The organism is Stenotrophomonas sp. TWI819 (assembly GCF_039673075.1).
Taxonomy (GTDB): Bacteria; Pseudomonadota; Gammaproteobacteria; order Xanthomonadales; family Xanthomonadaceae; genus Stenotrophomonas; species Stenotrophomonas rhizophila_B.
This window is the reverse complement of sequence record NZ_JBDJKY010000004.1, coordinates 243,839-268,838: the sequence shown is the minus strand read 5'-3', so window position 1 is coordinate 268,838 and position 25,000 is coordinate 243,839. Positions and strand designations below refer to the sequence as shown.

The window sequence follows — 25,000 nt, the reverse complement described above, 5'->3', positions numbered from 1 at the left end:
CGGGCATGACCAAGGTCACGGGAGCTTGAGCGGCCCGGCCCTGTATCATGGCGCTCCCGTTCCATTCGAACGGCATCCAGCCACGCGGCGGTGTACCACCCGCTGCCCCGCCAGACACCCTCTCCCCCGTTGACCTGCCGCCGTCGGCCGGTCCCCATGGACGCACTGCTCCGGTGGAGGGTGCGCAGGATGCGTATGTCCGCTTCAACGCCCCCGTCGTCTCGCCGTCGTTTGGTCACACCGCTGTTGATCGCTGCCGCTGTCGGCCTGGCCGCCATCGCTGCATGGAAACTGCTCGCGCCCGCCCCCGCCGCCGGCCCGTCCGGGGGGCCGCAGCCGACCCCGGTGCGTGTGGCCACTGCGACGCAGGAAGATCTGGTGGTGCGCCTGAAAGCGCTGGGCACGGTGACCCCGCTGCATACGGTGAGCATCCGCAGCCGCGTGGATGGCGAACTGCTTCGGTTGGCATTCTCCGAGGGCCAGCACGTCACCGCCGGCGAGCTGCTGGCCGAGATCGATCCGCGCCCGTTCCAGGTGCAGCTCTCGCGTGCGCTGGGCACCCAGCAGCAGAACCTGGCCGAGCTGGACAATGCCGAAAGCCAGCTCAAGCGCTTCGCCGAACTGCAGAGCAAGCACTTCGTCTCCGCGCAGGACCTCAGTGATCAGCAGAGCAAGGTGCGCCAGCTGCAGGGCCGTCGCCAGACCGACCAGGCGGCGGTGGATGAAGCACGCCTGCAGCTGCAGTACACCCGCATCACCGCACCGGTGGCCGGGCGTATGGGCCTGCGCAACGTCGATGTCGGCAACCTGGTGCGCAGTGGCGATACCGAGCCGCTGGCCACCATCACCCAGACCACCCCGATCAGCGTGCTGTTCACCGTGCCCGAGCCGGACCTGCCGGCGGTGGTGGCTGCCGCACGCGCCAATCCGCAGCTGACCGTGGAAGCCTGGGACCGCGAGGAGCGCACCGCGCTGGGCGATGGCGTGCTCTCCAGCCTGGACAACCGCATCGATACCGCCACCGGCACGCTCAAACTGCGCGCGCAGTTCGCCAACGCGGATGAATCGTTGTTCCCCAACCAGTTCGTCAACGTGCGCCTGCAGGTCAGCAGCAGTGATGCGGTGGTGATTCCCAATGCCGCCGTGCAGTTCGGCAGCAAGGGCAGCTACGTCTACGTGATCGCGGCCGATGACACCTCGTCGCTGCGCACCGTGGTGCTCGGCCCGGCCGATGGCGAACGCGTCTCGGTGCGCGAAGGCCTCAAGGCGGGCGAGCGCGTGGTGGTGGAAGGCATCGACGGCCTGCGCGAAGGCGCCAAGGTCGAGGTGGTGGAGCAGGACCCGCCGCGGACCGGCGCATGAACCTCTCGCGCCCCTTCATCGAGCGCCCGGTCGCGACCACGCTGCTGATGGTGGCGCTGCTGCTGTCCGGCGTGATGGCCTATCGCCTGCTGCCGGTCGCGGCACTGCCGCAGGTCGATTACCCGATCATCCAGATCACCACGCTGTATCCCGGCGCCAGCCCGGACGTCACCACCAGCGCGGTCACCGCGCCGCTGGAACGGCAACTCGGGCAGATTCCCGGCCTGAAGCAGATGTCCTCGACCAGCTCCGGCGGCGCGTCGGTGATCACCCTGCAGTTCTCGCTGGAGGTCGCGCTCGGCGTGGCCGAGCAGGAAGTGCAGGCCGCGATCAACGCCGCCGACAGCTTCCTGCCCGACGATCTGCCGGTGCCGCCGGTGTACCGCAAGGTCAACCCGGCTGACACCCCGATCCTGACCCTGGCAGTGACCTCGCAGGGCCTCTCGCTGCCGCAGGTGCACGATCTGGTCGATACCCGCATGGCGCAGCGGCTCTCGCAGCTGCCTGGGGTCGGGCTGGTCAGCCTCGCTGGTGGGCAGCGCCCGGCGGTCCGCATCCAGGTCAATCCGTCCGCGCTGGCCGCCAACGGGCTGAGCATGGCCAGCATCCGCACCGCGATCGGCACGGCCAACGTCAACATGCCCAAGGGCAGCTTCGACGGGCCGACCCGCGCGATCATGCTCGATGCCAACGATCAGATGCGCTCGGTGGCCGAGTACCGCGCCCTGATCCTGGCCTGGAAGGATGGCGCACCGCTGCGTCTGGGCGATGTCGCCACCATCGAAGATGGCGCCGAGAACCGCCAGCTGGCCGCGTGGTCGGGCACCACCCCGGCGGTGCTGATCAACATCCAGCGCCAGCCCGGCGCGAACGTGATCGCCGTGGTCGACCAGGTGCGTGCGCTGCTGCCGCAGCTGCAATCCTCGCTGCCGGCCGGTGTGGATGTGGCCATCCTCAGCGATCGCACCGAATCGATCCGCGCCTCGATCCGTGGCGTGCAGCACGAGCTGCTGATCGCGATCGCACTGGTGGTGATGGTCACCTTCCTGTTCCTGCGCAACATCCCGGCCACGATCATTCCCAGCATCGCGGTCCCGCTGTCGCTGGTCGGCACGTTCGGGGTGATGCTGCTGGCCGGCTTCTCGCTCAACAACCTCACGCTGATGGCGCTGACCATCGCCACCGGTTTCGTGGTGGACGATGCGATCGTGATGCTGGAGAACATCGCCCGTCATCTGGAGCGCGGTGCCACGCCGATGCAGGCAGCGCTGAAGGGTGCCAGGCAGATCGGCTTCACGCTGATCTCGCTGACCCTGTCGCTGATCGCCGTGTTGATCCCGCTGCTGTTCATGGCCGACGTGGTCGGCAAGCTGTTCCACGAATTCGCGATCACCTTGGCGGTGGCGATCGGCATCTCGCTGCTGGTCTCGCTGACGCTGACGCCGATGATGTGCGCGCGCCTGCTCAAGGCCGGCCATGCGACCCGTCGCGATGCCGATGGGCAGGAATCGGCCCAGCAGGGCGACCCGTTCGACCGCGTCGTGGCGGTCTATGATCGCCAGCTGCATTGGGTGCTGCAGCGCCAGCCGTTGATGCTGGCCGCCACTGTCGCCACGCTGGTACTGACAGCGCTGCTGTACGTGTGGGTGCCCAAGGGCTTCTTCCCGGTGCAGGATGCCGGGCTGATCCAGGGCATCAGCGAGGCGCCGCAGTCGATCTCCTTCCAGGCGATGGCGCAGCGCCAGCAGGCCTTGTCGGCGGCGCTGCTGGAAGATGAGGACGTGGCCAGCCTGTCCTCGTTCATCGGCGTGGACGGCAACAACGCCACCCTCAACAGTGGGCGTCTTCTGATCGAATTGAAACCGCACGCACAGCGCGCTGCCGATGCACAGGCGATCATCGCGCGGCTGCAGCAGCGCGTGGCGCATGTCCCGGGCATCAAACTGTATCTGCAACCGGTCCAGGAACTGGGCATCGAGGACCGGATCAGCCGTACCCAGTATCAGTTCACTCTGACCAGCCCGGATATCGCGCAGCTGGAGACGTGGGCGCCGCGCCTGCTCGAGCATCTGCAGCAGGCACCGGCACTGGCCGACGTCGCCAGCGATCTGCAGAACCAAGGGCTGCAGGCACATGTGGTGATCGACCGGGTCGCCGCAGCGCGCCTGGGCATCAGCGTGGAGACCATCGCCGATGCGCTGTACGACGCGTTCGGGCAGCGCCAGATCTCGACCATCTTCACCCAGGCCAACCAGTACCGCGTGGTGCTGGAAGCGCGCCCGGACGTGGCCTTCGGCCCGGATGCGATCGCACGCCTGCACGTCACCGGCCCGGATGGTCGGCAGGTGCCGCTGGGCGGCATCGCGCGGATCGAACAGCGCCCCGCGCAGCTGCTGATCAACCATGTCGGCCAGTTCCCGGCGGTGACGTTCTCGTTCAACCTCGCCCCGGAGGCATCGCTGGGCGAAGCGGTGGATGCCATCGAAGGCGCCCGCGCCGCGATCGGCCTGCCGGCCAGCGTAGAGCTTCGCCTGCAGGGCGCGGCCGATGCGTTCCGCGCCTCGCTGTCGAGCACCTTGTGGCTGGTGCTGGCCGCGGTGGTGGTGATGTACCTGGTGCTGGGCGTGCTCTACGAGAGCTTCATCCACCCGATCACCATCCTCTCCACCCTGCCCTCGGCCACGGTGGGCGCGTTGCTTGCCCTGCTGGTGAGCGGGCGCAGCCTGGACCTGATCGCGGTGATCGGCATCGTGCTGCTGATCGGGCTGGTCAAGAAGAACGCGATCATGATGATCGACTTCGCGCTGGAGGCCGAGCGCGAGCACGGCATGGCGCCGCGCCAGGCCATCCATCAGGCCGCATTGCTGCGCTTCCGCCCGATCCTGATGACCACGCTGGCCGCGTTGTTCGGCGCGATCCCGCTGATGTTCGCCAGTGGCTCGGGCGCCGAGCTGCGCCAGCCGTTGGGCCTGGTGATGGTCGGTGGGCTGATCGTCAGCCAGGTGCTGACCCTGTTCACCACGCCGGTGATCTACCTGTTCTTCGACCGCTTCCGCCAGCGCCCCGCGCCGGTGACCGACAAGGCTGACGAGGCGCTGGCGTGAGCCCGCTGTCGCGGGCGATCGGCTGGTTCGTGCAGCATCCCGTCGCCACCGTGCTGCTGGCAGTGGCGGTGGTACTGGCCGGCCTGCTCGGGTTGCGCCTGCTGCCGGTCGCGCCGCTGCCGCAGGTCGACTACCCGGCGATCAACGTCAGCGCCAGCCTGCCGGGCGCGAGCCCCGAGTCGATGGCGGCCAACGTCGCCACGCCATTGGAACGTGCGCTGGGCACCATCCCGGGGCTGACCGGGATCGACTCGGCCAGCACCCAGGGCTCGACCCAGGTCGAGCTGAAGTTCGCGCTCGGCCGCAACGTGGACGATGCCGCGCGCGACGTGCAGGCAGCGATCAATGCCGCACGTGCGCAGTTGCCCAGCGGCATGCCGGGCATGCCGCAGTACCGCAAGGTGAACCCCTCGCAGGCGCCGATCATGGCGCTGGCGCTGAGTTCGGACAGCCTCGCGCCGGGGCAGATCTACGACGTGGCCTCCACCGTGATCGCGCAGAAGCTGGCGCAGATTCCCGGCGTCGGCGAGGTGCAGGTGGGCGGCAGCTCACTGCCCGCGGTGCGCGTTTCGCTCGACCCCAATGCCCTGAACCATCACCGCATCGCGCTGGACGACATCGCCGCAGCGATCCGCAACGCCAACGCGCTCAAGCCGCTGGGCACGGTGGCCAGCCAGGCCCAACAATGGCAGCTGGAAGCCACGCTGCAGCTGCGCACCGCTGGCGAGTACCGCCGCCTGATCGTGGCGATGCGCGACGGCCGCCCGGTGTACCTGGAGGATGTGGCCGGGATCCGCGAAGGCGTCGAGGATCGCTACGCCAGCGGCTTCCACAACGAGCGCCCGGCGGTGCTGCTGATCGTCAGCCGCCAGCCGGACGCCAACATCATCGAGACCGTCGACGCCATCCAGGCGCAGATGGCCACGCTGCAGGCACTGCTGCCGGCCACCATCGACATGCAGGTGGTGATGGACCGCTCGCCGGTGATCCGCGCCACGCTGCGCGAGGCCGAGCTGACGCTGTTGCTGGCGATCGCCCTGGTGGTGCTGGTGGTGCTGGCCTTCCTGGGTCACTGGCGCGCGGCGCTGGTGCCGACCGTGGCGATCCCGGTCTCGCTGCTGGGCGCGCTGGCGATCATCGCCCTGCTCGGGTTCTCGCTCAACACGCTTTCGCTGATGGCGCTGATCGTGGCCGCGGTGCTGGTGGTCGACGATGCGATCGTGGTGCTGGAAAACATCGCCCGCCATCGCGAAGAAGGCGCCTCGCCAATGACCGCCGCGCTGCGGGGCGCGGGTGAAGTCGGTGCCACGCTGCTGTCGATGAACATCGCGCTGGCCGTGGTGTTCATCTCGATCCTGTTCCTGGATGACTTCGTCGAGAGGCTGTTCCGCGAGTTCTCGCTGACCCTGGTGGCGGCGATGGGCGTCTCGCTGCTGGTTTCACTGAGCCTGACCCCGATGCTGTGCGCACGCCTGCTCGGGCAGCCCCGGCCCGGTCCCGGCAATGGGCTGCAGCGCGCCGGCACCGCGCTGTTCGAGCGACTGCGCGGCGGCTACGTGAGCAGCCTGCAGAGGATGCTGCGCTGGCTCGCGCTGCCGCTGCTGCTGTTCGCCGGTGTGATCGCGCTGAATGTGTGGCTGTTCCAGCAGGTGCCCAAGGGCATCGTGCCCAAGCAGGACACCGCCCAGCTGCGTGGCTTCGCGCGCGGCGACGACGGCCTCTCGTTCCAGGTCATGCAGCCCAAGATCGAGGCCTACCGCCAACTGCTGCTGGCGGACCCTGCGATCAGCGACATCATCGGGTACATCGGCGGCCGCAGCGGGGTCAACAACGCCTTCATCATGATCAAGATGAAGCCGCTCGCCGAGCGCAAGGTCTCCAGCCAGCAGGTGATCGACCGCCTGCGCGCCAACATGCCGAAGATTCCCGGTGGCGGCATGTTCCTGTGGGTGGACCAGGACATCAAGCTGGAAGGCAGTGGCGACAGCGGCCAGTACGAGTTCCAGCTGCTCTCCGGCGAACTGGAACCGCTGCGGCAATGGACGCCCAGGGTGGCCGATGCACTGCGCGCCCTGCCCGAGCTGGTCGATGTGGAATCCAAGGGCGATGAAGGGATGCGCCAGGTGGTGCTCGACATCGACCGCGATGCCGCCGCCCGCCTGGGCGTGGACATGCGCATGATCGCTTCGGTGCTCAACAACGCCTTCAGCCAACGCCAGGTCGCCACGCTGTACGACACCCTCAACCAATACCGCGTGGTGATGGAGCTGGACCCACGCTACACCCAGGATCCCTCCACGCTGGAACAGATCCATGTGATCGGCAAGGACGGCCAGCGCCTGCCGTTGTCATCCATCGCGCGGTGGGACTACGGCATGGCGCCGGACCGGATCTATCACAGCCAGCAGTTCGCCTCGGTCTGGATCGAGTTCGCGCTGGCGCCCGGCGTCACCCTGGACCAGGCGGTGAAGGCTGTAGACCAGGCCATGGCCAGGATCATGCTGCCCACCCATGTTCAGGCGCGGCTCAGTGGCGAGGCCGGCGGCTTTGAGAAGCTGCGCGAGCGCCAGCTGTGGCTGATCCTCGGCGCGATGCTGGCGGTGTATCTGGTGCTGGGCGTGCTGTACGAGAGCTTCGTGCAACCGCTGGCGATCCTGTCCACGCTGCCCTCGGCGGGTGTTGGTGCATTGCTGGCGCTGATGGCCTTCGGCAATGAGTTGAACCTGATCTCGCTGCTCGGCCTGTTCCTGCTGGTGGGCGTGGTGATGAAGAACACCATCCTGATCATCGATTTCGCGCTGTCGGCCGAACGCGAGCGCGGGCTGTCGCCGTACGACGCGATCTGCGAGGCGGCACGGCTGCGGTTCCGGCCGATCCTGATGACCAGCGTGGCCGCGCTGTTGGGCACGTTGCCGCTGATGCTGGCCACCGGCGAAGGCTGGGAGATGCGCCAGCCGCTGGGCATTGCGATCGTGGGCGGGTTGCTGGTCAGCCAGTGGCTGACCCTGTACACCACGCCAGCGATCTATCTGGCGTTGGCGAAGCTGCGGCGCGCCTCATGATCAGCGGGTGCGTGACGCACTGCGGGTAGAGCCACGCCATGCGTGGCTGCTTCTGCATATGGCGCTGCGGTACTCCGCGCAGCCACCCATGGGGTGGTTATACCCGGGCTGGACACCTTAGGCCATCGGCAACATCAGCGTCATGCCATCCATCGGCGACTCGATGAAGCCATGCTTGAGATAGAACGCTTTGGCCGTCTCGTCGAACGCATGGCACAACAAGGCACGCGCGCCGACCTGCCCGCAGACCTGCAGCGTGCGTTGTACAGCGTCCTTCAGCAGCCCCGCGCCGACGCCTTGGCCGACCCAGTCGGCATGGACGGCCAGCCTGCCCAGCACGACGACCGGAATGGGATGCGGCATGTTCCGGCGAAGGCGGCCGGGAACCACGTGATGTGAAACGCCGCCGGCAGCAAGTGCGTAGTAACCGACCACGTTGTGTTGCGCATCACAGACAACAAAACACCGCGATGCACCCGATGCCTGGTTCTGATGCGCACGCTCCACCAACCACGAGGTCAGCTCCGCGGCGCTGCATCGGAACTGCTCCAGTCGATGCCCTTGGGCAAGCGCTTGCGGCGCAGACAACCGCACTGTTCAGCGCTCCCAAGGTGCGGGCGTGCTCAACAGCTTCCTGATAGCGGCGTTGCTTTCCAGCGGTGCATCCAGCAGTGCATTGAAGCGCCGCAGCTCCTGAGGACTCAGGGAGAACTGGGTCTGGTCCGCCAGTACCTCCCGCGCCTTTTCACAGGCCGCATCCAGAATGAACTCGGTTCGGCTTACCCCGGCAATCTCGACGGCACGGTCTATCAGCGCCTGCTTGTCGGCGGGCGCCCGGAAGTTGATGACTTTGCTGGCGAGGGCCACAGGAGGCACTCCGGATGTCTGTGCATACAATGTACACACAACTGGATGATCGCTCAACGGCACACCCCTCGTTGCAAACGGTGAGGCAAGGGTATGCCGTTGGTTCTCAATGAAAAATAGGGAGTTTCCCCAGAATTTGGTAGGCCGCAACTTCCCGCGCAGGGGCGCTCCGACCCCTCAGGCGGCCTTGCTGATCCGCACCGCCCGCCGCGCACGCACCGCCTCGGCCAGGCTTTCCAGCACCGCCAGCGAGCTGTCCCAGCCGATGCAGCCGTCGGTGATGCTCTGGCCGTAGGTCAGCGGCTGGCCGTCGACCAGGTCCTGCCGGCCGGCCACCAGATGGCTCTCGACCATGACGCCGACGATGCGCTCTTCGCCGTTGGCCAGCTGCGCGTTGATGTCGGCGATGACCTTGGGCTGGTTTTCCGGATTCTTGCTGCTGTTCGCGTGGCTGGCATCGATCATGATGCGCGCGGCCAGGTGCGACTTGGCCAGGGTCTGGCTGGTCGCTTCCACGTGAGTGGCATCATAGTTGGGCGTCTTGCCGCCGCGCAGGATCACGTGGCAGTCCGGATTGCCGGCGGTGGCGACGATGGCGGTGCCGCCTTCCTTGGTCACCGACAGGAAGTGATGCGGATTCGACGCGGCACCAATCGCATCGGCGGCGATCTTGATGTTGCCGTCGGTGCCGTTCTTGAACCCGACCGGGCACGACAACCCCGACGCCAGTTCGCGGTGCACCTGGCTTTCGGTGGTGCGCGCGCCGATGGCGCCCCAAGCGACCAGGTCGGCGATGTACTGCGGCGAGATCACATCGAGGAACTCGACGCCGGCGGGCAGGCCCAGCTTGTTGATGTCGCGCAGCAGACCACGCGCCACGCGCAGGCCCTTGTTGATGTTGAAGCTGCCGTCCAGGTCCGGATCGTTGATCAGGCCTTTCCAACCCACCGTGGTGCGGGGCTTTTCGAAGTACACGCGCATGACGATTTCCAGCTCATCGGCATAGGCGTCGCGCAGCGGCTTGAGGCGCTGGGCGTATTCGATGGCGGCCACCGGATCATGGATCGAGCACGGGCCGATCACTACCGCGAGGCGGTCGTCGCGGCCGTGCAGGATCTCGTGCAGGGCCGCGCGCGAGGCGCTGACCGTATCGGAGGCTTCGTCGTCGCAGGGCAGCATCGCCAGCAGCTGCGCCGGCGGGGTCAACGGTTCAATCTTGCGGATGCGCAGGTCGTCGGTATGGGGGGGCATGGGGTAACTCCTTGGCAGTGGGGGTCCCCAGCGCGGCGGCAACAAAAAAGCCGCCAAGTGCGCTGGCGGCTTTCGGGAATGCGTCTGAAATTTTCTTCAGGGTGAGCGCATGCCTTCCTCCGCCGGTGGCTTCGGAAAGTAATACCAAAAGTAGGAATTGGCGGGGCGTGCGTTCATTGGGGAGTATTGATAACACAGGGGTTTGGAGGTGCCAACTGTTTCATTCGCAACTGCGATGACCATTCAGCCGCTGCCGACCCGGCCTGCTGCATCACCCCGGCGGCAACGCCGCCAGCTCGGCCAGATGCTGCTGAAGGGTGCCCGCTGCACCTACCGCGTGCGTGGTGGTGAAGTACTCATGCCAGCCGGTCGCGCCGATCGCGGCCAGCAAGGCATCGGCATCCAGCCGCTCGGCGCACTGCCACACCGCATAGAACTGCTCGACCGTGGTGTGCGGTACGTCCTGCTCGATACGGCCCATCGCTACCGGTGTGACGCGTGCGGGATCCACGTTCTGCATGCCCGCACCGATGCGGGCGAAGAGCGCCCCGCGCGACACCGGGTCCAGCGCGGTCCAGGCAGGGGTGGCGGTGTACAGCTCGATCAACATGTGCGACATGGCAGTCCTTGAGGTCAGAGCGAGCGCAGTGCGCGCTTGCGGATATAGGTGTTGGCCGGATCATCGGCGTGGTGCTGCTGCCATTCGCTGCACAGCGCGCGGACCCAGTCGGGCTGGCTTTTGCCGGCGTCGTTGAGCCAGTTGCCTACTGAATCCTGCACGTACCGCGAGGCGTCACAACACAGCGCCTGCAGCAACGGCAGGGCGTGGTGTGGCTCCTGCTTGAACAGCGTGATGTGCGCGGCCCATACGCCACGCGGGCGCAATGCTTCGCAGGCAAAGCGGCGCACGTTGGGTGAGGCGTCGGTACTCCAGCCGTGCAGGTGCGTCAGCACGCGCAGCGGTTCGGAGACGATATGCGGACGCACGGCCAGCCACGCCCACTCGCGCACGCCAAAATGCGCGTCATCGGCAAGCGCGCGCAGCGCATCCAGCTTGTGCTCCAGTGACAACCCAGGCTCGCTGCCGATCAGATAGCAGGCCCAGCCACGCACCGTGTCACTGGCATGGCGTGACCACTGCGCGTGATCGCCGTGACCATGCACGCGCAGCAGAGTGGCTGCGCCCTGCATGCGCAGGGTGATGCCGCGCTTGGCGGCGTTGCGCATCGGGGTGATCGCAGAGGCTGGCAAACCGGGTGCGACATGGGCCATCAGCTTGGCGAAATCGACGGCCAGCACTTCGGCCAAGTGCGTGGCTTCGGTTTCACCGCGATCCAGCTGTCCGCGTCGCTCGCGGGTGACGGGCGGTTTCATGCGGCACGTCCTGCGTCAGTGCGCGACCACACGCGTTGCAGCAGCGTGCCGAGCGTGCGCCGTTCCCTGGGGCTGATATCGGCGAACAGCGAGGCGATCCAGTGGGTTTGCTGGTCGAACAGTTGCGCAGCCAACGTCTGGCCCGCTGCAGTCAACTGCACCTGGATGCGTCGCTTGTCGTCCGGATCACTGTGGCGGCTCACCAGTTGCTCGCGCTCCAGGCCATCCAGCAGGCCGGTCACGGTGGCGCGGGTGACACCGGCGCGCTCGGCCAACTGGTGCGGCGACAGTGCCGTGTCCGCGCCGCGCAGCAGGAACAGCAGCACGAAACGCCCTTCGCTCAGGCCCAGCGGTGCCAGACGACTCGCGCAGTCCTGGTCGATCGCACTGGCCAACGACAGCACCTGGAAACACAACGCCAACTCACCCGTATCCGGCTGGCCACGACGTTCCATCTCGGTCAGGAAAGCCTGGTGTTTGATTTCCAGCATGCAGGCAGATCCTACATAGTACGGCGGCTAATTATATCGCCACTGCGACATATCTGGAACCCCTCCGCACTTTACGTCGCCCCGGTGACAGGCGAAGATCCGGGACAGGATCACCCACAAGGATGCGTAGATGACCCCTTCCCAAGCTGACGCCATTGCCCAGGCCATCCTGCGGCCGGATAACAAGCGCGAGGCCGTACAGCAGCGTCAGCGCGCACAGGCGCAACATCTGGCGCGACAACGCGTTGCCGTCACCTTCAGCATGGTCGGCATGGCGCTGGGGGCAGCGGCAGCGATATGGCTGCCCATGGCGTACGCGCAGGGAATGATGGTGGGCGGCGCACTGTCGTTCCTGCTTGCGCATCTCGCCCTCGCTTGGCGCGAGCGTCGGCGCGCGGTGCGTTCTCCGGCCTGACAGGTACCGCGCTGCCCCTCATGGCGGAGCGGAGTGCACGCCTACCAGCGCGTGCCGGCCGGCAGCGGCGCGTCATGCGAAGGAAACAACGGCAGCACGTACTCGGCCAGTTCCTGCAGCACCTCGGCCGCCGGGCGCTGCGAGAACTGGATGCCCAGCGCAGCATGGTTCACGCCGGCACGCTGCCACTCGCCCAGCAGATCGATCAATCCGTTGCGGCCGGTTCTCAGCGTGTAGCCGCCACTGAGCGGCGTGCGGGGATGGTTCGGGCCCTCGACCAGATCCAGCCACTCGTTGGTGACGTGCGGACGGAAGCCACCGTCGGGAATCAAACGACGCCACGCCTGGATTTTGGCTGCCAGTCGCTTCGGCCCGGCCGCATCGTGGGTGGCTTCGGGATAGGTCAGCCAGCCATCGGCATGCTGCCCGACCCAGTCCAGCGTCTGCCGCGAGGTGCCGGTGATCAGCAGCGGGATCGCGCCGGCCACCGGCTTGGGCAGCAGCTCCACGCCCTGCAGTGCGCCCAGTGGCGAGTCGATCTGCAGGGGCCCGTGCTGCATCAGCTGGCGCACGTACGCCACCGATGCGGCGAAGCGCTCGCCGCGGTCTGCATGCTCCAAGCCATAGGCCGGGAACTCCACTGGCCGATCACCGGAGGCGATGCCCAGCACCAGGCGTCCGCCGGAGAGCTGGTCGATGGTGGCAGCCGACTTGGCCAGATCGATCGGGTGCCGCAACGAGAAGATCGCGCTGCCGGTGGCCAACGCCAGCCGCTCGGTGCGCGCGGCCAGGTAGGCCAGGTAGGTGAACGGATCGAACACCTGCCCTGCGTCGCCGAACAACGGGTCGAACAACGGCACATCGCGTACCCAGGTCGCGGCAAAGCCATCGCGGTCCAGCTGGCTCACCAGATCCGCCTGCCCGGCCAGCACCTGCATGTCGCCGTGATAGAAGCGCAGGGGCAGGAACACACCCAGCGTCAGCGCCCCCTCGCGGAACATGCGCTGGTAGCCGGTATGCCGGGCGAACATCGGGGCGGAGGCGCCGGTCAGCGGAGCCTGCTTCGCGGTGATATCGGTCAACTGCGTCATCATGGTCATGCCTGGATCAGGGGCCGGTGGCCGGTTGGGGGAGCTGCACGCCGCGCTGCACCGCAGGCCGCTGTGCCATGCGCAGGTGCCATGCACTCACGTGCGGGTAGGCGCTGAAATCGAAGCCGATAAGCCGCGCGATATGGGTCCAGCCATAGCCGGCGATATCGGCGATCGAATACGCCTCACCGGCCAGCCATGGACGGTCTGCGAGGCGCTGATCCAGCGTGGCGAAGAATTCGGCACTCAGGCGCCGGTAGCGTTCGATCGCAGGCGCATGCCGCTCCTTGGCGAACATCTCAACGTGCACACGCTGCCCCAGGATCGGCCCGACGCTGGCGGAGTGGAACATCAACCAGGTGATGGCCTCCCAGCGCGCGCGTGGCGCGTCGGGCAACAGCCGTCCGCTCTGCTCGGCCAGATACAGCAGGATGGCGGCGGATTCGAACACGGTGATACCGGTCGCGTCATCGACCAGCACCGGAATGCGGCCGTGCGGATGCAGTTGCAGGAAATCGGGATGGCGGTGCTCACCTTCGTCGATACGCACGTGATGCAGTACGTAAGGGATGCCGAGTTCTTCCAGCGCGATGGTGATCTTGAAACCATTGGGGGAGCTGTCGGTGTACAGGTGCAGCGAAACGGGGGACACAGCGGTCTCCTTGGCAGGCGGAACAGCGGGCAGGGTTCGCGTAGCAGTGTTGGATCAATGCAGCTGGACTAAACGGCATCGATTCAACATGATCACGATGCTACGCAGGCCAACGCGCCCTGTAGAACGATTCTTCCTGCACTGCCAAGAGAGAAAATCTAAGGTCATGGGCGCCGTCCTTCCCCTGCTCGCGCTGCGCGCCTTCGTCGAAACCGGCCGTCATGGCAGCCTCAAGGCCGCTGCTGCGGTCATGGGGGTCACCCCGGGCGCGATCAGCCAGCAGCTCAAGTTGTTGCAGGCGCGCACCGGCGTTGTGCTGTTCACCCGCACCCCTCACGGGGTCGCGCTTACCCCGGCCGGCGCACAGGTGCACCCGGCCCTGCTGCGCGCGTTCGATCAGATCCAGGACAGCATGGCGACGCTGGAGGCCATCCATGCCCGGCAGACGCTCACCCTCAGCACCGTGCCCAGCTTCGCCGCGTCCTGGCTGGTGCCGCGGCTGGGGCGGTTCACCGAACGCCACCCGGCGATCGAAGTGCGTGTGGAGGCCTCATCGGCGCTGGCGGATCTGCGTCGCGACCGCATCGACATCGCCATCCGCCACGGTCTCGGTGACTATCCCGGCCTGGTCTCACGCCCACTGGCGGCGCCGGTGCTGTTGCCGGTGGCCTGCCCGGCGCTGCTCGCCGAGGGCCCGCCGATCCACTCGGCCGTGGACTGCCTGCAGTACCCGCTGCTGCAGGATTCGGACCGCAGCGACTGGTCGCTGTGGTTCCGCGCGCTGGGCCTGCCACCCGATCCGCGCGTCGAACGTGGCCCGGCATTCGATGACGACGTGTTGCTGATCCGTGCCGCAGAAGCGGGCCAGGGCATCGCGCTGGTGCGTGACCTGTATGTGGAAGCCGAAGTGGCCAGCGGGCGGCTGGCCGTCGTGCTGGATCATCCCTGGCCGACGCGGTTTGCGTACTACGCCGTGACCCTGCCCTGCGCCGAGGAGAACCCGGCCATCGCGGCATTCCTGCGCTGGCTGCAGGAAGAGGTCGAGGCGCCGACCAGCGCGCTGTGAGCCCGTGATACGCGCACAAAAAAACCCCGCCTTCCGGCGGGGTTTTTCGTACTGCGTTGGCGCATTACTGCTCCGATGCGTGCCGACCGAAGGCCGGCCTCTACATCAGAAGTCCATGCCGCCCATGCCACCCATACCGCCCATGCCGCCGCCAGCTGCGCCAGCGCCGTCATCCTTCTTCGGGGCTTCGGCAACCATGGCTTCGGTGGTGATCATCAGGCCAGCGATCGAGGCTGCGTTCTGCAGCGCCGAACGGGTCACCTTGGTCGGGTCCAGGATGCCGAATTCCAGCATGTCGCCGAATTCGCCGGTGGCGGCGTTGTAGCCGAAGCTGCCGGTGCCTTCCTTGACCTTGTTGACGATCACGGACGGCTCTTCGCCAGCATTGGCCACGATTTCGCGCAGCGGGGCTTCCATCGCGCGCAGGGCGATCTGGATGCCGTGGTTCTGGTCTTCGTTGGCACCCTTCAGGCCGCTCAGCGCGGTGACCGCACGAACGAGCGCAACGCCGCCGCCCGGGACCACGCCTTCTTCAACGGCTGCACGGGTCGCGTGCAGGGCGTCGTCGACGCGATCCTTCTTTTCCTTCATTTCGATTTCGGTCGAGGCACCGACCTTGATCACGGCAACACCGCCGGCCAGCTTGGCCACGCGTTCCTGCAGCTTCTCGCGGTCGTAATCCGAGGAGGTGTCTTCGATCTGGGTCTTGATCTGGGTGACACGCGCTTCGATGTTGGCCTTCTCGCCGGCGCCATCGATGATCGTGGTGTTTTCCTTGGAGACCTGCACCTTCTTGGCGCGGCCCAGGTCCTTGATCGTCGCCTTTTCCAGCGACAGACCGATTTCCTCGGAGATCACGGTGCCGCCGGTCAGCACGGCCATGTCTTCCAGCATCGCCTTGCGACGATCGCCGAAGCCCGGTGCCTTGACGGCCACAACCTTGACGATGCCACGGATGGTGTTGACCACCAGGGTGGCCAGCGCTTCGCCTTCGATGTCTTCGGCGATGATCAGCAGCGGCTTGCCGGCCTTGGCGACGCCTTCCAGCACGGGCAGCAGATCGCGCACGTTGGAGATCTTCTTGTCGTGCAGCAGCACGTACGGATCATCCAGGTCAGCGGTCTGCGACTGCTGGTTGTTGATGAAGTACGGGGACAGGTAGCCACGGTCGAACTGCATGCCTTCCACGACGTCCAGCTCGTTGTCCAGGCCCGAGCCTTCTTCAACGGTGATGACGCCTTCCTTGGTCACGCGGCGCATCGCTTCGGCGATGATGTTGCCGATCGACTCGTCCGAGTTGGCCGAGATCGTGCCGACCTGGGCAATCGCCTTGTCGTCAGCGGTCGGCTTGGAGATGTTCTTCAGCTCGGCGACGGCGGCGATCACGGCCTTGTCGATACCGCGCTTGAGGTCCATCGGGTTCATGCCGGCAGCGACGGCCTTGGCGCCTTCGCGGATCAGGGCCTGGGCCAGCACGGTGGCGGTGGTGGTGCCGTCGCCGGCGTCATCGTTGGTGCGCGACGCGACTTCCTTCACCATCTGCGCGCCCATGTTCTCGAACTTGTCAGCCAGTTCGATTTCCTTGGCGACAGACACGCCGTCCTTGGTGATGGTCGGCGCGCCGAAGCTCTTTTCGAGCACGACGTTGCGGCCCTTCGGGCCCAGGGTAGCCTTGACGGCATTGGCGAGAACGTTGACGCCGCGAACCATGCGGGCGCGGGCGTCTTCACCGAAACGAATATCTTTGGCAGCCATTGCGATTACCTTTTTATGTAGAGCCGGGCGATGCCCGGCTGCTTGAACGGGAGGAAGTGCGGAAGCGCCGGCACGGGGCCGGCCGCATCACTCAGCCGACGATGGCGAGGATGTCGTCTTCGCGCAGGACCTTGAACTCGACGCCTTCGGACTTGTAGCTGCTGCCGGCGTACTGGCCGTAGATGACCTTGTCACCGACCTTCAGCGACGGCGCGCGCACGCTGCCGTTGTCCAGGGGCTTGCCCGGGCCGACGGCCACGACTTCACCCTTGGTCGACTTTTCCTTGGCGGAATCCGGAATCACGATGCCGCCGGACGAGATTTCGTCGGCTTCGATCGGCTTGACTACGACGCGGTCATGAAGCGGCTTGATGCTCATGTGAGACCCTTTTAAGTTGTTGATTGGTCTAGGAAAGTCTGGCGATGTTAGCACTCGCACAGGGCGACTGCCAGCCACGCTCACGAAAAAACCCGACGGTGCGGGACAGAGCAGAGATGGTGCTGGCCCCTCCCCTTTCAAGGGCAGTGGGCCGGATTTTTTCGCGGACCCCGGCCTGGATGTGAATGTTTGACGCAGTTCTCAACGCGAAAGGTCGAATCCGACAGACCTACGGATGTGTCATCTGGAGTGAGTAGATTCGATCGGCATTGACCAATCACAAGGAGCCGTAGATGAGGTTGCTGACGCCGCTGTCCCTGGCCTGCCTGCTGGTGCTGGCCACCAGCCCGGCCCGGGCCGATGTATTCATCAATGAACTGCATTACGACGACAGCACCCCGGCCGGGGACGTCGGCGAGGCGATCGAAGTGGTCGCCACCGCCGGTGAGGACCTGTCCGGCTACCGGCTCTATCTCTACAACGGCAGCAACCCTTCGGCTGCCGCGGTCTACGCCAACAACGCGGTCCCGGCCGGCACCGCCAGTTGCGGCGGCGCCCGGCTGGCCACGGTCAGCTACCCGACCAACGGGATCCAGAACGGTCCCAACGACGGCATCGCGCTGGTCGATCCCACCGGCAAGGTGGTCCAGTTCCTCAGCTATGAGGGCACCATCACGGCCGCCGGCGGCCCCGCCGCGGGCCTGACCAGCCAGAACATCCCGGTCAGCGAGACCAACAGCACCGCCCCGGGCACCTCCCTGCAGCTGACCGGCAGTGGCAGCCAGTACGCCCATTTCACCTGGGCCGAATCGGCCACGCAGACCTTCGGCGCCTGCAACCACGGCCAGACCTTCAGTGGTGGCGGAGGCCCAACCGGCCCGAATACGGCGCCCTCGGTCACCGCCACCACGCCCGAGCAGGGCGCCAGCACCTTCCCGGCCGCTGCCGACCTGAGCGTCACCTTCAGTGAGCCGGTCACCCTGTCCAGCGGCGCCTTCGCGCTGAGCTGCGGCCAGTCCGGCACGGTCGCGCTGAGCCACCCGACCACCGGCACCCGCTTCACCCTGGCCACCAACACCGCGCTGGTGGCGGGGGAAGCCTGCCGCTTCGACATCCGCGCTACCCGCGTGAAGGATGCCCAGGGCGCCCGCCCGGCCGCCGATACACGCATCGCCTTCACCGTGGCCACCGCCACCACGCCCGATCCGGGCAACCCCGGCACGCCCGGGGAGTACTACGCCCGGGTCAACACCTCCACCCCCAGCCAGTTGCGCTGCTCGCTGCACGAGACCATCAAGGGTCACACCGCCTATCCATACAGCGGCTCGGGCACCAGCACCTGGACCATCCTGGAAATCGCCGACGAAGATCCCAACAACAGCGGCAAGATCCTCGATGCCTACCGCAACCGCAGCTACACCAAGGTCAGCGGGCGCGCAGGCACCGGCAGCGGGCTGACCTACAACCGCGAACACACCTGGCCCAACTCGCTGGGCTTTGCCAGCACCACCGGCGACAAGGGCCTGCCCTACGCGCCCTATACCGACACCCACATGCTGTATCTGACCGATGCACAGTGGAATGCGGACCGCGGCAACAAGCCCTTTGCCAAATGCGACAGCAACTGCGGTGAACGCGCGACCGAGGCCAACAACGGATTCGGCGGCGGCAGTGGTGGCTACCCGGGCACCTCCAACTGGGTGCGCACGCCGGATGGCAATGGCGGCTCGTTCGAAGTGTGGGGCCACCGCAAGGGCGATATGGCGCGTGCGGTGATGTACATGGCGATCCGTTATGAAGGCGGTAAAGATGCCAAAACCGGGCAGTCCGAGCCGGACCTGGAGCTGACCGACGACCGCAGCAAGATCGTCAAGACATCGGCCTCGCCGGCCTACATGGGCCTGCTCTCGACCTTGATCGATTGGCACCTGTCCGACCCGCCGGACGCGGCAGAACGCGCTCGCAACGAAGTGATCTTCAGCTTCCAGGGCAACCGCAATCCGTTCATCGACCACCCGGAGTGGGCCACCCCGACGCTGTTCACCTCGGCCAAGCCGGCCACCTGCCAGCTGGCCAACTGAGCCCGGCCGACCGGCGCCCCCTCGCGGTGCCGGTCGGACCATTGGCCTCTGGCGGTCCTATACTCGGCGGTCATGTCGATTGCCGATCCCGTCTTCCTGCTGTTCACCACCTGCCCCGACGTGGCCTGCGCCACGCGGCTGGCACACGTGCTGGTGGACGAACGCCTGGCGGCCTGCGTGACACGCCTGGACGGGGCGCATTCGACTTACCGCTGGCAGGGCGAGGTCACCGAGGACCATGAGGTCCAACTGTTGATCAAGACCACCGGCAGCCGCCTGGACGCGGCGATCGCGCGCGTGCAGGCCCTGCACCCGTATGAACTCCCCGAGTGCATCGCGGTCGAAACCCGCGCCGGCCTGCCGGCGTACCTGGATTGGATTCGGGCGCAGACCCGTGAGGAAAGTGATTGATGACGCTGTTTCGTCGTGTTGCCGCGCTGTGCGCGTTGCTCGTGGTCTCCCTGCCGGCCTGGGCGGTCAGCGAAAAGGATCTGCTCCCGGTCGATGAGGCCTTCGGGCTTACCGCGCAGGCGCGCGACCGCGATCGCGTGGAGATCAGCTGGAAGATCGCCCCGGGCTATTACCTGTATCGCCACCGCACCACGGTCAAGGCCGATGCCGGATTCGACGCCGAGGCGCTGCAGCTGCCGGCCGGCAAAAAGCACCATGATGATTTCTTCGGCGAGGTGGAGACCTACCGCGAACGCCTGACCGGCGTACTGCCGGGCAAGGCCGCCGATGGCACCGACACTGTCACGCTGGAAGTGCGCTACCAGGGCTGCGCCGATGCGGGCGTGTGCTACCCGCCGCAGAAGCGCACGCTGCAGGTGAAGCTGCCGGCCGGTGGCAGCGGAACGGCCAGTGCCGCACCGGCCGCCGCCAGCGCTGCCGCCTCGCCGTTCAACACCCCACTCGCCAACACCACCGGCAGCGGGCTGCGCCTGCCCGGCACCAGCAACGCCCAGGCGTTGCCGCTGCCCTCCGAGCGCGCCTTCGGCTTCGATGCCATCGTCGGCGATGGCAACACCGTGCTGCTGCGTTTCACGCCGGCGCCGGGCTACTACCTGTATCGCGACCGCACCTCGCTGGCGCTGGAAGGCGCGCCGGGCATCCGCGCGGACAAGCCGACATGGCCGGCCGCCAAATCGCACCGCGATGAGCATTTCGGCGATGTGGCGGTGTACTTCGATCAGATCGACGTGCCGTTGCCGCTGCGCCGCAGTACGGCCAGTGCAACCGATGCCACGCTGGTGATCACCTTCCAGGGCTGCCAGACAGATGGCATCTGCTACCCGCCGATGACGCGCCGGGTGAAGCTGGCGCTGCCGGCCGGCACGATCAACGCCAAGGCGAATGACGTCGCGCAGAAGACCGAGGTCATCGCGCCCCTGCCCAATCGCGACAAGCGAGCCCTCGCCCGTGAGCGCGGTGAAGCCGGCACCGGCAGCCAGCCGATGCTGATCCGTCCGAACGAGCCCGCCCTGGCCGCACCGGGCGACACCGCCGCCACCCCGGATGCCAGCGCCGACAACGCACAGCGCACCCCGCCGCCGGCCTCACCGGCCGCCGCACCGGGCAACCTGCTGGTGCTGCTGCTGTTCGCCGTGGCCGGTGGCCTGATCCTCAACCTGATGCCGTGCGTATTGCCGATCCTGTCGCTGAAGGTGCTGGGTGTGGCACAGAGTGGCGAGAGCCGCCAGCGCGCACGCAGCCATGCACTCTGGTACACCGCCGGCGTGCTGGTCGCCTTCGCTGCGATCGGCGCACTGGTGATCGCGCTGCGTGCGGCGGGCCAGGCCGCGGGCTGGGGCTTCCAGCTGCAGCACCCGTGGTTCATCGCCGCGCTGGTGTATCTGATGTTCGCCGTCGGCCTGAGCCTGTCGGGCGTGTTCACCCTGGGCGGCAGCATGGGCGGGGTCGGCCAGTCGCTGGCCTCGCGCAGCGGCCCGGTCGGCGATTTCTTCACCGGCGTGCTCGCCTGTGTGGTCGCCAGCCCGTGCGTGGCCCCGTTCATGGGCCCGGCACTGGCCTATGCCTTTGCTGCCCCCGGCCTGCAGGCGATGCTGGTGTTCCTGGCACTCGGCCTGGGCCTGGCCCTTCCGTTCCTGCTGATCGGCTTCGTGCCGTCGCTGGCCCGTCGCCTGCCGCGCCCCGGCGCGTGGATGGAAACCCTCAAGCTGGTGCTGGCCTTCCCGATGTACGGCACGGCGATCTGGCTGCTGTGGGTGCTGGGCAAGCAGCGCGGCGTGGATGCGATGGCGCTGGTGCTGGGCGGTCTGGTGATCCTGTCGCTGGCGCTGTGGTGGTTCGAGCGCAGCCGCTGGCGCAGCCAGCGCGTGGGCGGCCTGCTGGCCCTGCTGCTGGTGCTGGCCGCGCTGTATCCGGTCTGGGGCGTGACCCGCCTGGATCCGCCGGCCAAGGCCGCGCAGCCCGCCAGCGACAACGTGGTGGAGTACTCACCGCAGATGCTGGACCGCCTGCGCCAGGACAACCGCGTGGTGTTCGTCAACATGACCGCCGACTGGTGCGTGACCTGCAAGGCCAACGAGCGCGCGGTGCTGGGCACCGATGCCTTCCGCGACACCCTGCGCCGGACCAACGCGGTCTACATGCGCGGCGACTACACCAATGTCGACCCGCAGATCACCGCCTTCCTGGATGAGCACAAGGCCGTCGGCGTGCCGCTGTATGTGGTCTACGGCCCGGGCGCACCGCCGACGGTGCTGCCGACCGTGCTGACCCAGGCGCTGGTGGAAGAAGCGCTGCTGCGGACCGCACGATGAGCCTGCGACCACCACGGCAGATGGTCGTGGTGGTCGTGATCGCGGCCGTGCTGGGCATCGGCACGGGGGTGTGGTTCGCCGGGGATGACACCCGCCCGGCGATCGCCCCACCACCGCAGCGCCCGGCGGTGGCCGCAGCCCAACCCGGCGATCCGATGCCGGCGATCACCCTGCCCGACATCCACGGACAACCCGTGGATCTGGCCCGCTTCCGTGGCCGCCCCCTGCTGATCAATGTCTGGGCCAGCTGGTGCGGCCCCTGCGTGGAGGAAATGCCCGCGCTGACCGCGTTTGCCGACGCCCAGGGCGCCAGCGGTGTGCAGGTGCTCGGGCTGGCGCTGGATACCCCCGAGGGCGTGCGCGATTTCCTGGCCCGCATTCCCGTGACCTACCCGATCGTGCTCGACACACCCGGCCCTGCCGATGCCAGCGTGCGCCTGGGCAATGCACAGGGCCTGCTGCCCTATTCGGTGCTGGTCGATGCCGAAGGGCGCATCGTAAAACAGAAGCTGGGGCCGTTCTCCGCAGGCGAGATCGAGCCGTGGGCGCGGCACTAAGGCCGTCTGCCATCGTCGACAGCGTGGCCGTTGATGGTGATGCCGCGCAACCTCGCCGAAGGTCTTGACCGCCGTTGCGGCACCCCCAACAATGACGAGATTCATTCTCATTCGCTGCCGGGCAGTGTCACGCCGCCTGCGTGGCTGGCCGCGCTGCCTTCTGCCGCCGGAACCGCCCCATGTTGAAGACCGTTCTTTTCCAGCTGCATTGGCTGCTGGGCATCACCGCCGGCACCGTGCTGGCGGTGATGGGGCTGAGCGGCGCCACGCTGTCCTTTGAAGATGAGCTGATGCGCGTGGCCAATCCGGCGCTTGCGCAGGTGGTGGAACGCCATGCAGCCGGTGATCAGCCGCTGGCGCTCACCGAGCTGCTACCGCGATTGCAGCAGGACATGCCGCACGCGCTGCAGCGGCTGCGCGTGGATGCCACCGGGCAGCGCCTGTCGGTCGCGCGTTTCGAAGGCGGCCAGGCCAACTGGCGCTACTTCGATCCGTACACCGGCACCGTACTCACCGGGTTGCGGGGGCTGGCGTTCTTCGCCTTCGTCGAAGACCTGCACCGCCAGCTGGTCAGCGGCGAACGTGGCCGCCTGATCACCGGCAGCTGCGCGATCACCTTGGTGTTTTTCTGCCTGTCCGGGCTGTATCTGCGCTGGCCGCGACGCTGGTGGCACTGGCGCACCTGGCTGGCAGTGGAATGGTCGCGCACGGGGCGCAGTTTCCTGTGGAGCCTGCACTCGGTGGTCGGCACCTGGGTACTGCTGGTGTACCTGCTGATCGCACTGACCGGGCTGTGGTGGTCGTTCGACTGGTACCGCAAGAGCGTGACCACCTTGCTCGGCGGCTCGAGCGCCGAGCAGAGCCAACCGCGCACCCGCGGCGGCCCACTGGATCTGCACAAGGTGCAGGCCACCCTGTACGCGCTGGACGGCGTTCGCCACGGTTACATCGATCTGCGCTTCCCGGCCAAGCCCGGCCGCGCGCTCACCAGCCGCGTGCAGGGCGCCGATGCCGCGCATGACCGCGCGCAGGACATCGTGCAACTGGATCCGGCGACTGGCGCGCTGCTCTCGCTGGAGCCATACGCCGCCAAAAACTCCGGCGGCAAGATCATCGTCAGCATGTTCGCGCTGCATTCGGGCAGCTTCTTCGGCCTGCCCGGGCGGATCATCGTGATGCTGTCCAGCCTGGGCATGCTGGTGTTCTTCATCACCGGCTGGATGTTGTACCTGGACCGCCGCCGCAAGAAACGCGAGGTGCGTGCCTCACGCCTGCCTCTCGCCGCGGCCATGGGCAATGGACAGCCGTGGCTGGTCGCGTTCGCCAGCCAGAGTGGGTTTGCCGAGCAGCTGGCCTGGCGTGCTGCCGCCCAGTTGCAGGCGGCCGGCCTGCCGGTGCAGGTGCGCCCGCTCGCGCAGGTGGACGCGGCACTGCTGGCCACCACGGACAAGGCGTTGTTCGTCATCAGCACCTTCGGCGATGGTGAAGCGCCCGATGCCGCGCGTGCGTTCGAGCGACAGGTACTGATGTCATCCAGGTCACTGCAGCGGCTGGCATACGCCGTGCTGGGGCTGGGCGACCGCGAGTACGCGCGTTTCTGTGGCTTCTCGCGGCAGGTGGACACCTGGCTGGCCACGCAGGGCGCCCAGCGCCTGTTTGCCAGCATCGAGATGGACCGCACCGATGCCGTCGCGCTGGGGCAGTGGCAGCAGCAGTTGGCCACGGTGACCGGGGTGGAGGACCACACGCCGCTGCCCGCGCCGGTCGACCTGCAACCGTGGGCGCTGGACGCGCGCGCGCAGCTCAATCCCGGCAGCGCCGCCGGGGCCATCTGGCAAGTGTCACTGCGGCCGCCGGCACACACCCACTGGCAGGCCGGTGACATTCTGGAGATCGCACCGCGCCATGGGCAGGCACAGGTGCTGGCCGTGCTCACCCGCAACGGTCTGGATCCGCAGGCACCGGTGACGGTGGATGGACGCATCACGACGCTGGCCGAGGCCGCCGCCGCGCGGGTGCTGCCGGAGCAGACCGCGGAGGCGTTTGATACCACTGCAACGACCGATGCCGCACGCTGGCTGGCGCGTCTGCCGGCGCTGCCGCATCGCGAGTACTCCATGGCCTCGATCCCCAGCGATGACGTCGTGCAGTTGGTGATCCGGCTGACCGACCTGCCCGATGGCCGCCACGGCCTTGGCTCGGGCTGGCTGTGCGTACATGCCGCTGATGGGGACATCATCTGCGCCCGGGTGCGCCCGAACAGCGGGTTCCATCGCCATCCCGAACATGCCCCGATGCTGTTGATCGGCAACGGCACCGGTATCGCCGGTTTGCGCAGCCTGCTGCGTGAGGCAGACGCGCGTGGTGATCGCGGGCATTGGCTGGTGTTCGGCGAACGCACCCGCGCGCACGACTTCCTGTACCGCGGGGAGATCGAGGCGTGGCAGGCACAGGGCCATCTGAGCCGGGTGGACCTGGCGTTCTCGCGCGATCCCCACGGCGGCGGCTATGTGCAGGACCGCCTGCGTGCCGCGCCGGAGGCACTGCGCGCGTGGGTGGATCTGGGCGGCAGCCTCTACGTGTGCGGCTCGCTGCACGGCATGGCCGAAGGGGTCGATGCGGTGCTGCGCGAGGTGCTGGGCGACGATCCGGTCGATGCCCTGCTCAACGACGGACGCTATCGCCGCGACGTGTATTGAGGGGCCTGCGC

Annotated in this window: 20 protein-coding genes; 10 read left to right on the top strand and 10 right to left on the bottom strand. The window is 67.2% G+C overall.

The annotated features are described in order from the left end of the window. Positions 1-246: 246 nt before the first annotated feature. Genes ABE463_RS07800 through ABE463_RS07790 form a run of 3 tightly spaced genes read left to right on the top strand, consistent with a single transcriptional unit; the run spans position 247 to position 7,528 of the window. Positions 247-1,362, top strand: coding sequence for an MdtA/MuxA family multidrug efflux RND transporter periplasmic adaptor subunit (locus tag ABE463_RS07800; RefSeq protein WP_346467762.1), 1,116 nt, complete (start codon positions 247-249; stop codon positions 1,360-1,362). After that, positions 1,359-4,466, top strand: coding sequence for an MdtB/MuxB family multidrug efflux RND transporter permease subunit (locus ABE463_RS07795; protein WP_346467761.1), 3,108 nt, complete (start codon positions 1,359-1,361; stop codon positions 4,464-4,466). The genes ABE463_RS07800 and ABE463_RS07795 overlap by 4 nt, the downstream gene beginning before the upstream one ends. Then, positions 4,463-7,528, top strand: a complete 3,066-nt coding sequence (locus ABE463_RS07790; protein WP_346467760.1) for an efflux RND transporter permease subunit — start codon at positions 4,463-4,465, stop codon at positions 7,526-7,528. Before ABE463_RS07795 ends, ABE463_RS07790 begins: the two co-directional genes overlap by 4 nt. Positions 7,529-7,645: 117 nt before the next feature. Here the strand turns inward: ABE463_RS07790 and ABE463_RS07785 are convergent, their stop codons facing one another. The 6 genes from ABE463_RS07785 to ABE463_RS07760 all read right to left on the bottom strand — a co-directional run bounded on the left by ABE463_RS07785 (position 7,646) and on the right by ABE463_RS07760 (position 11,511). Continuing rightward, positions 7,646-8,122, bottom strand: a complete 477-nt coding sequence (locus tag ABE463_RS07785) for a GNAT family N-acetyltransferase (protein ID WP_346467759.1) — start codon at positions 8,120-8,122, stop codon at positions 7,646-7,648. Between the two features lie 3 nt (positions 8,123-8,125). Further along, positions 8,126-8,395, bottom strand: a complete 270-nt coding sequence (locus ABE463_RS07780; RefSeq protein ID WP_346467758.1) for a DUF1778 domain-containing protein — start codon at positions 8,393-8,395, stop codon at positions 8,126-8,128. Between the two features lie 177 nt (positions 8,396-8,572). After that, positions 8,573-9,646 (bottom strand): 3-deoxy-7-phosphoheptulonate synthase AroG, encoded by a 1,074-nt coding sequence (gene aroG / locus ABE463_RS07775; protein WP_346467757.1) that lies wholly within the window; start codon positions 9,644-9,646, stop codon positions 8,573-8,575. 271 nt (positions 9,647-9,917) lie between these two features. Next, a complete protein-coding gene (locus ABE463_RS07770) occupies positions 9,918-10,265 on the bottom strand; it encodes a DUF6616 family protein (RefSeq protein ID WP_346467756.1) in 348 nt (115 codons plus the stop codon). Positions 10,266-10,279: 14 nt separating this feature from the next. After that, entirely contained in the window at positions 10,280-11,020 is a 741-nt protein-coding gene (locus ABE463_RS07765; RefSeq protein WP_346467755.1) for a DNA alkylation repair protein, read from the bottom strand. Then, a complete protein-coding gene (locus ABE463_RS07760; RefSeq protein WP_346467754.1) occupies positions 11,017-11,511 on the bottom strand; it encodes a MarR family transcriptional regulator in 495 nt (164 codons plus the stop codon). The genes ABE463_RS07765 and ABE463_RS07760 overlap by 4 nt, the downstream gene beginning before the upstream one ends. A gap of 130 nt (positions 11,512-11,641) precedes the next feature. Between ABE463_RS07760 and ABE463_RS07755 the strand changes: the two genes are divergently transcribed. Next, positions 11,642-11,926, top strand: coding sequence for a hypothetical protein (locus ABE463_RS07755; RefSeq protein ID WP_346467753.1), 285 nt, complete (start codon positions 11,642-11,644; stop codon positions 11,924-11,926). A gap of 41 nt (positions 11,927-11,967) precedes the next feature. Here the strand turns inward: ABE463_RS07755 and ABE463_RS07750 are convergent, their stop codons facing one another. Then, on the bottom strand, positions 11,968-13,026 hold the full coding sequence (locus ABE463_RS07750) for an LLM class oxidoreductase (RefSeq protein ID WP_346467752.1): 1,059 nt from the start codon (positions 13,024-13,026) through the stop codon (positions 11,968-11,970). Between the two features lie 7 nt (positions 13,027-13,033). Continuing rightward, a complete protein-coding gene (locus ABE463_RS07745) occupies positions 13,034-13,669 on the bottom strand; it encodes a glutathione S-transferase family protein (protein WP_346467751.1) in 636 nt (211 codons plus the stop codon). 166 nt (positions 13,670-13,835) lie between these two features. On the opposite strand from ABE463_RS07745, the gene ABE463_RS07740 reads away from it, so the two are divergent. Beyond that, a complete protein-coding gene (locus ABE463_RS07740) occupies positions 13,836-14,735 on the top strand; it encodes a LysR substrate-binding domain-containing protein (protein WP_346467750.1) in 900 nt (299 codons plus the stop codon). Between the two features lie 105 nt (positions 14,736-14,840). Here the strand turns inward: ABE463_RS07740 and groL are convergent, their stop codons facing one another. Together groL and ABE463_RS07730 are read right to left on the bottom strand one after the other, a co-directional pair. Beyond that, entirely contained in the window at positions 14,841-16,490 is a 1,650-nt protein-coding gene (gene groL, locus ABE463_RS07735) for a chaperonin GroEL (RefSeq protein ID WP_019183552.1), read from the bottom strand. 91 nt (positions 16,491-16,581) lie between these two features. After that, positions 16,582-16,869, bottom strand: coding sequence for a co-chaperone GroES (locus ABE463_RS07730; RefSeq protein ID WP_019183551.1), 288 nt, complete (start codon positions 16,867-16,869; stop codon positions 16,582-16,584). A 293-nt stretch (positions 16,870-17,162) separates the two neighbouring features. On the opposite strand from ABE463_RS07730, the gene ABE463_RS07725 reads away from it, so the two are divergent. From ABE463_RS07725 to ABE463_RS07705, 5 genes are all read left to right on the top strand, one after another. Continuing rightward, the gene (locus ABE463_RS07725; protein WP_346467749.1) at positions 17,163-18,950 is read left to right on the top strand and encodes an endonuclease; all 1,788 of its coding nucleotides are present in this window, start codon (positions 17,163-17,165) and stop codon (positions 18,948-18,950) included. Positions 18,951-19,022: 72 nt separating this feature from the next. Further along, complete coding sequence (gene cutA / locus ABE463_RS07720) at positions 19,023-19,361, top strand: divalent-cation tolerance protein CutA (RefSeq protein ID WP_346467748.1); 339 nt, start codon at positions 19,023-19,025, stop codon at positions 19,359-19,361. Next, the gene (locus tag ABE463_RS07715; protein WP_346467747.1) at positions 19,361-21,733 is read left to right on the top strand and encodes a protein-disulfide reductase DsbD domain-containing protein; all 2,373 of its coding nucleotides are present in this window, start codon (positions 19,361-19,363) and stop codon (positions 21,731-21,733) included. Before cutA ends, ABE463_RS07715 begins: the two co-directional genes overlap by 1 nt. Next, positions 21,730-22,290 (top strand): TlpA disulfide reductase family protein, encoded by a 561-nt coding sequence (locus tag ABE463_RS07710; protein ID WP_346467746.1) that lies wholly within the window; start codon positions 21,730-21,732, stop codon positions 22,288-22,290. Before ABE463_RS07715 ends, ABE463_RS07710 begins: the two co-directional genes overlap by 4 nt. 179 nt (positions 22,291-22,469) lie before the next feature. Further along, positions 22,470-24,989 (top strand): sulfite reductase flavoprotein subunit alpha, encoded by a 2,520-nt coding sequence (locus ABE463_RS07705; RefSeq protein WP_346467745.1) that lies wholly within the window; start codon positions 22,470-22,472, stop codon positions 24,987-24,989. The last annotated feature ends 11 nt before the right edge of the window (positions 24,990-25,000 follow it).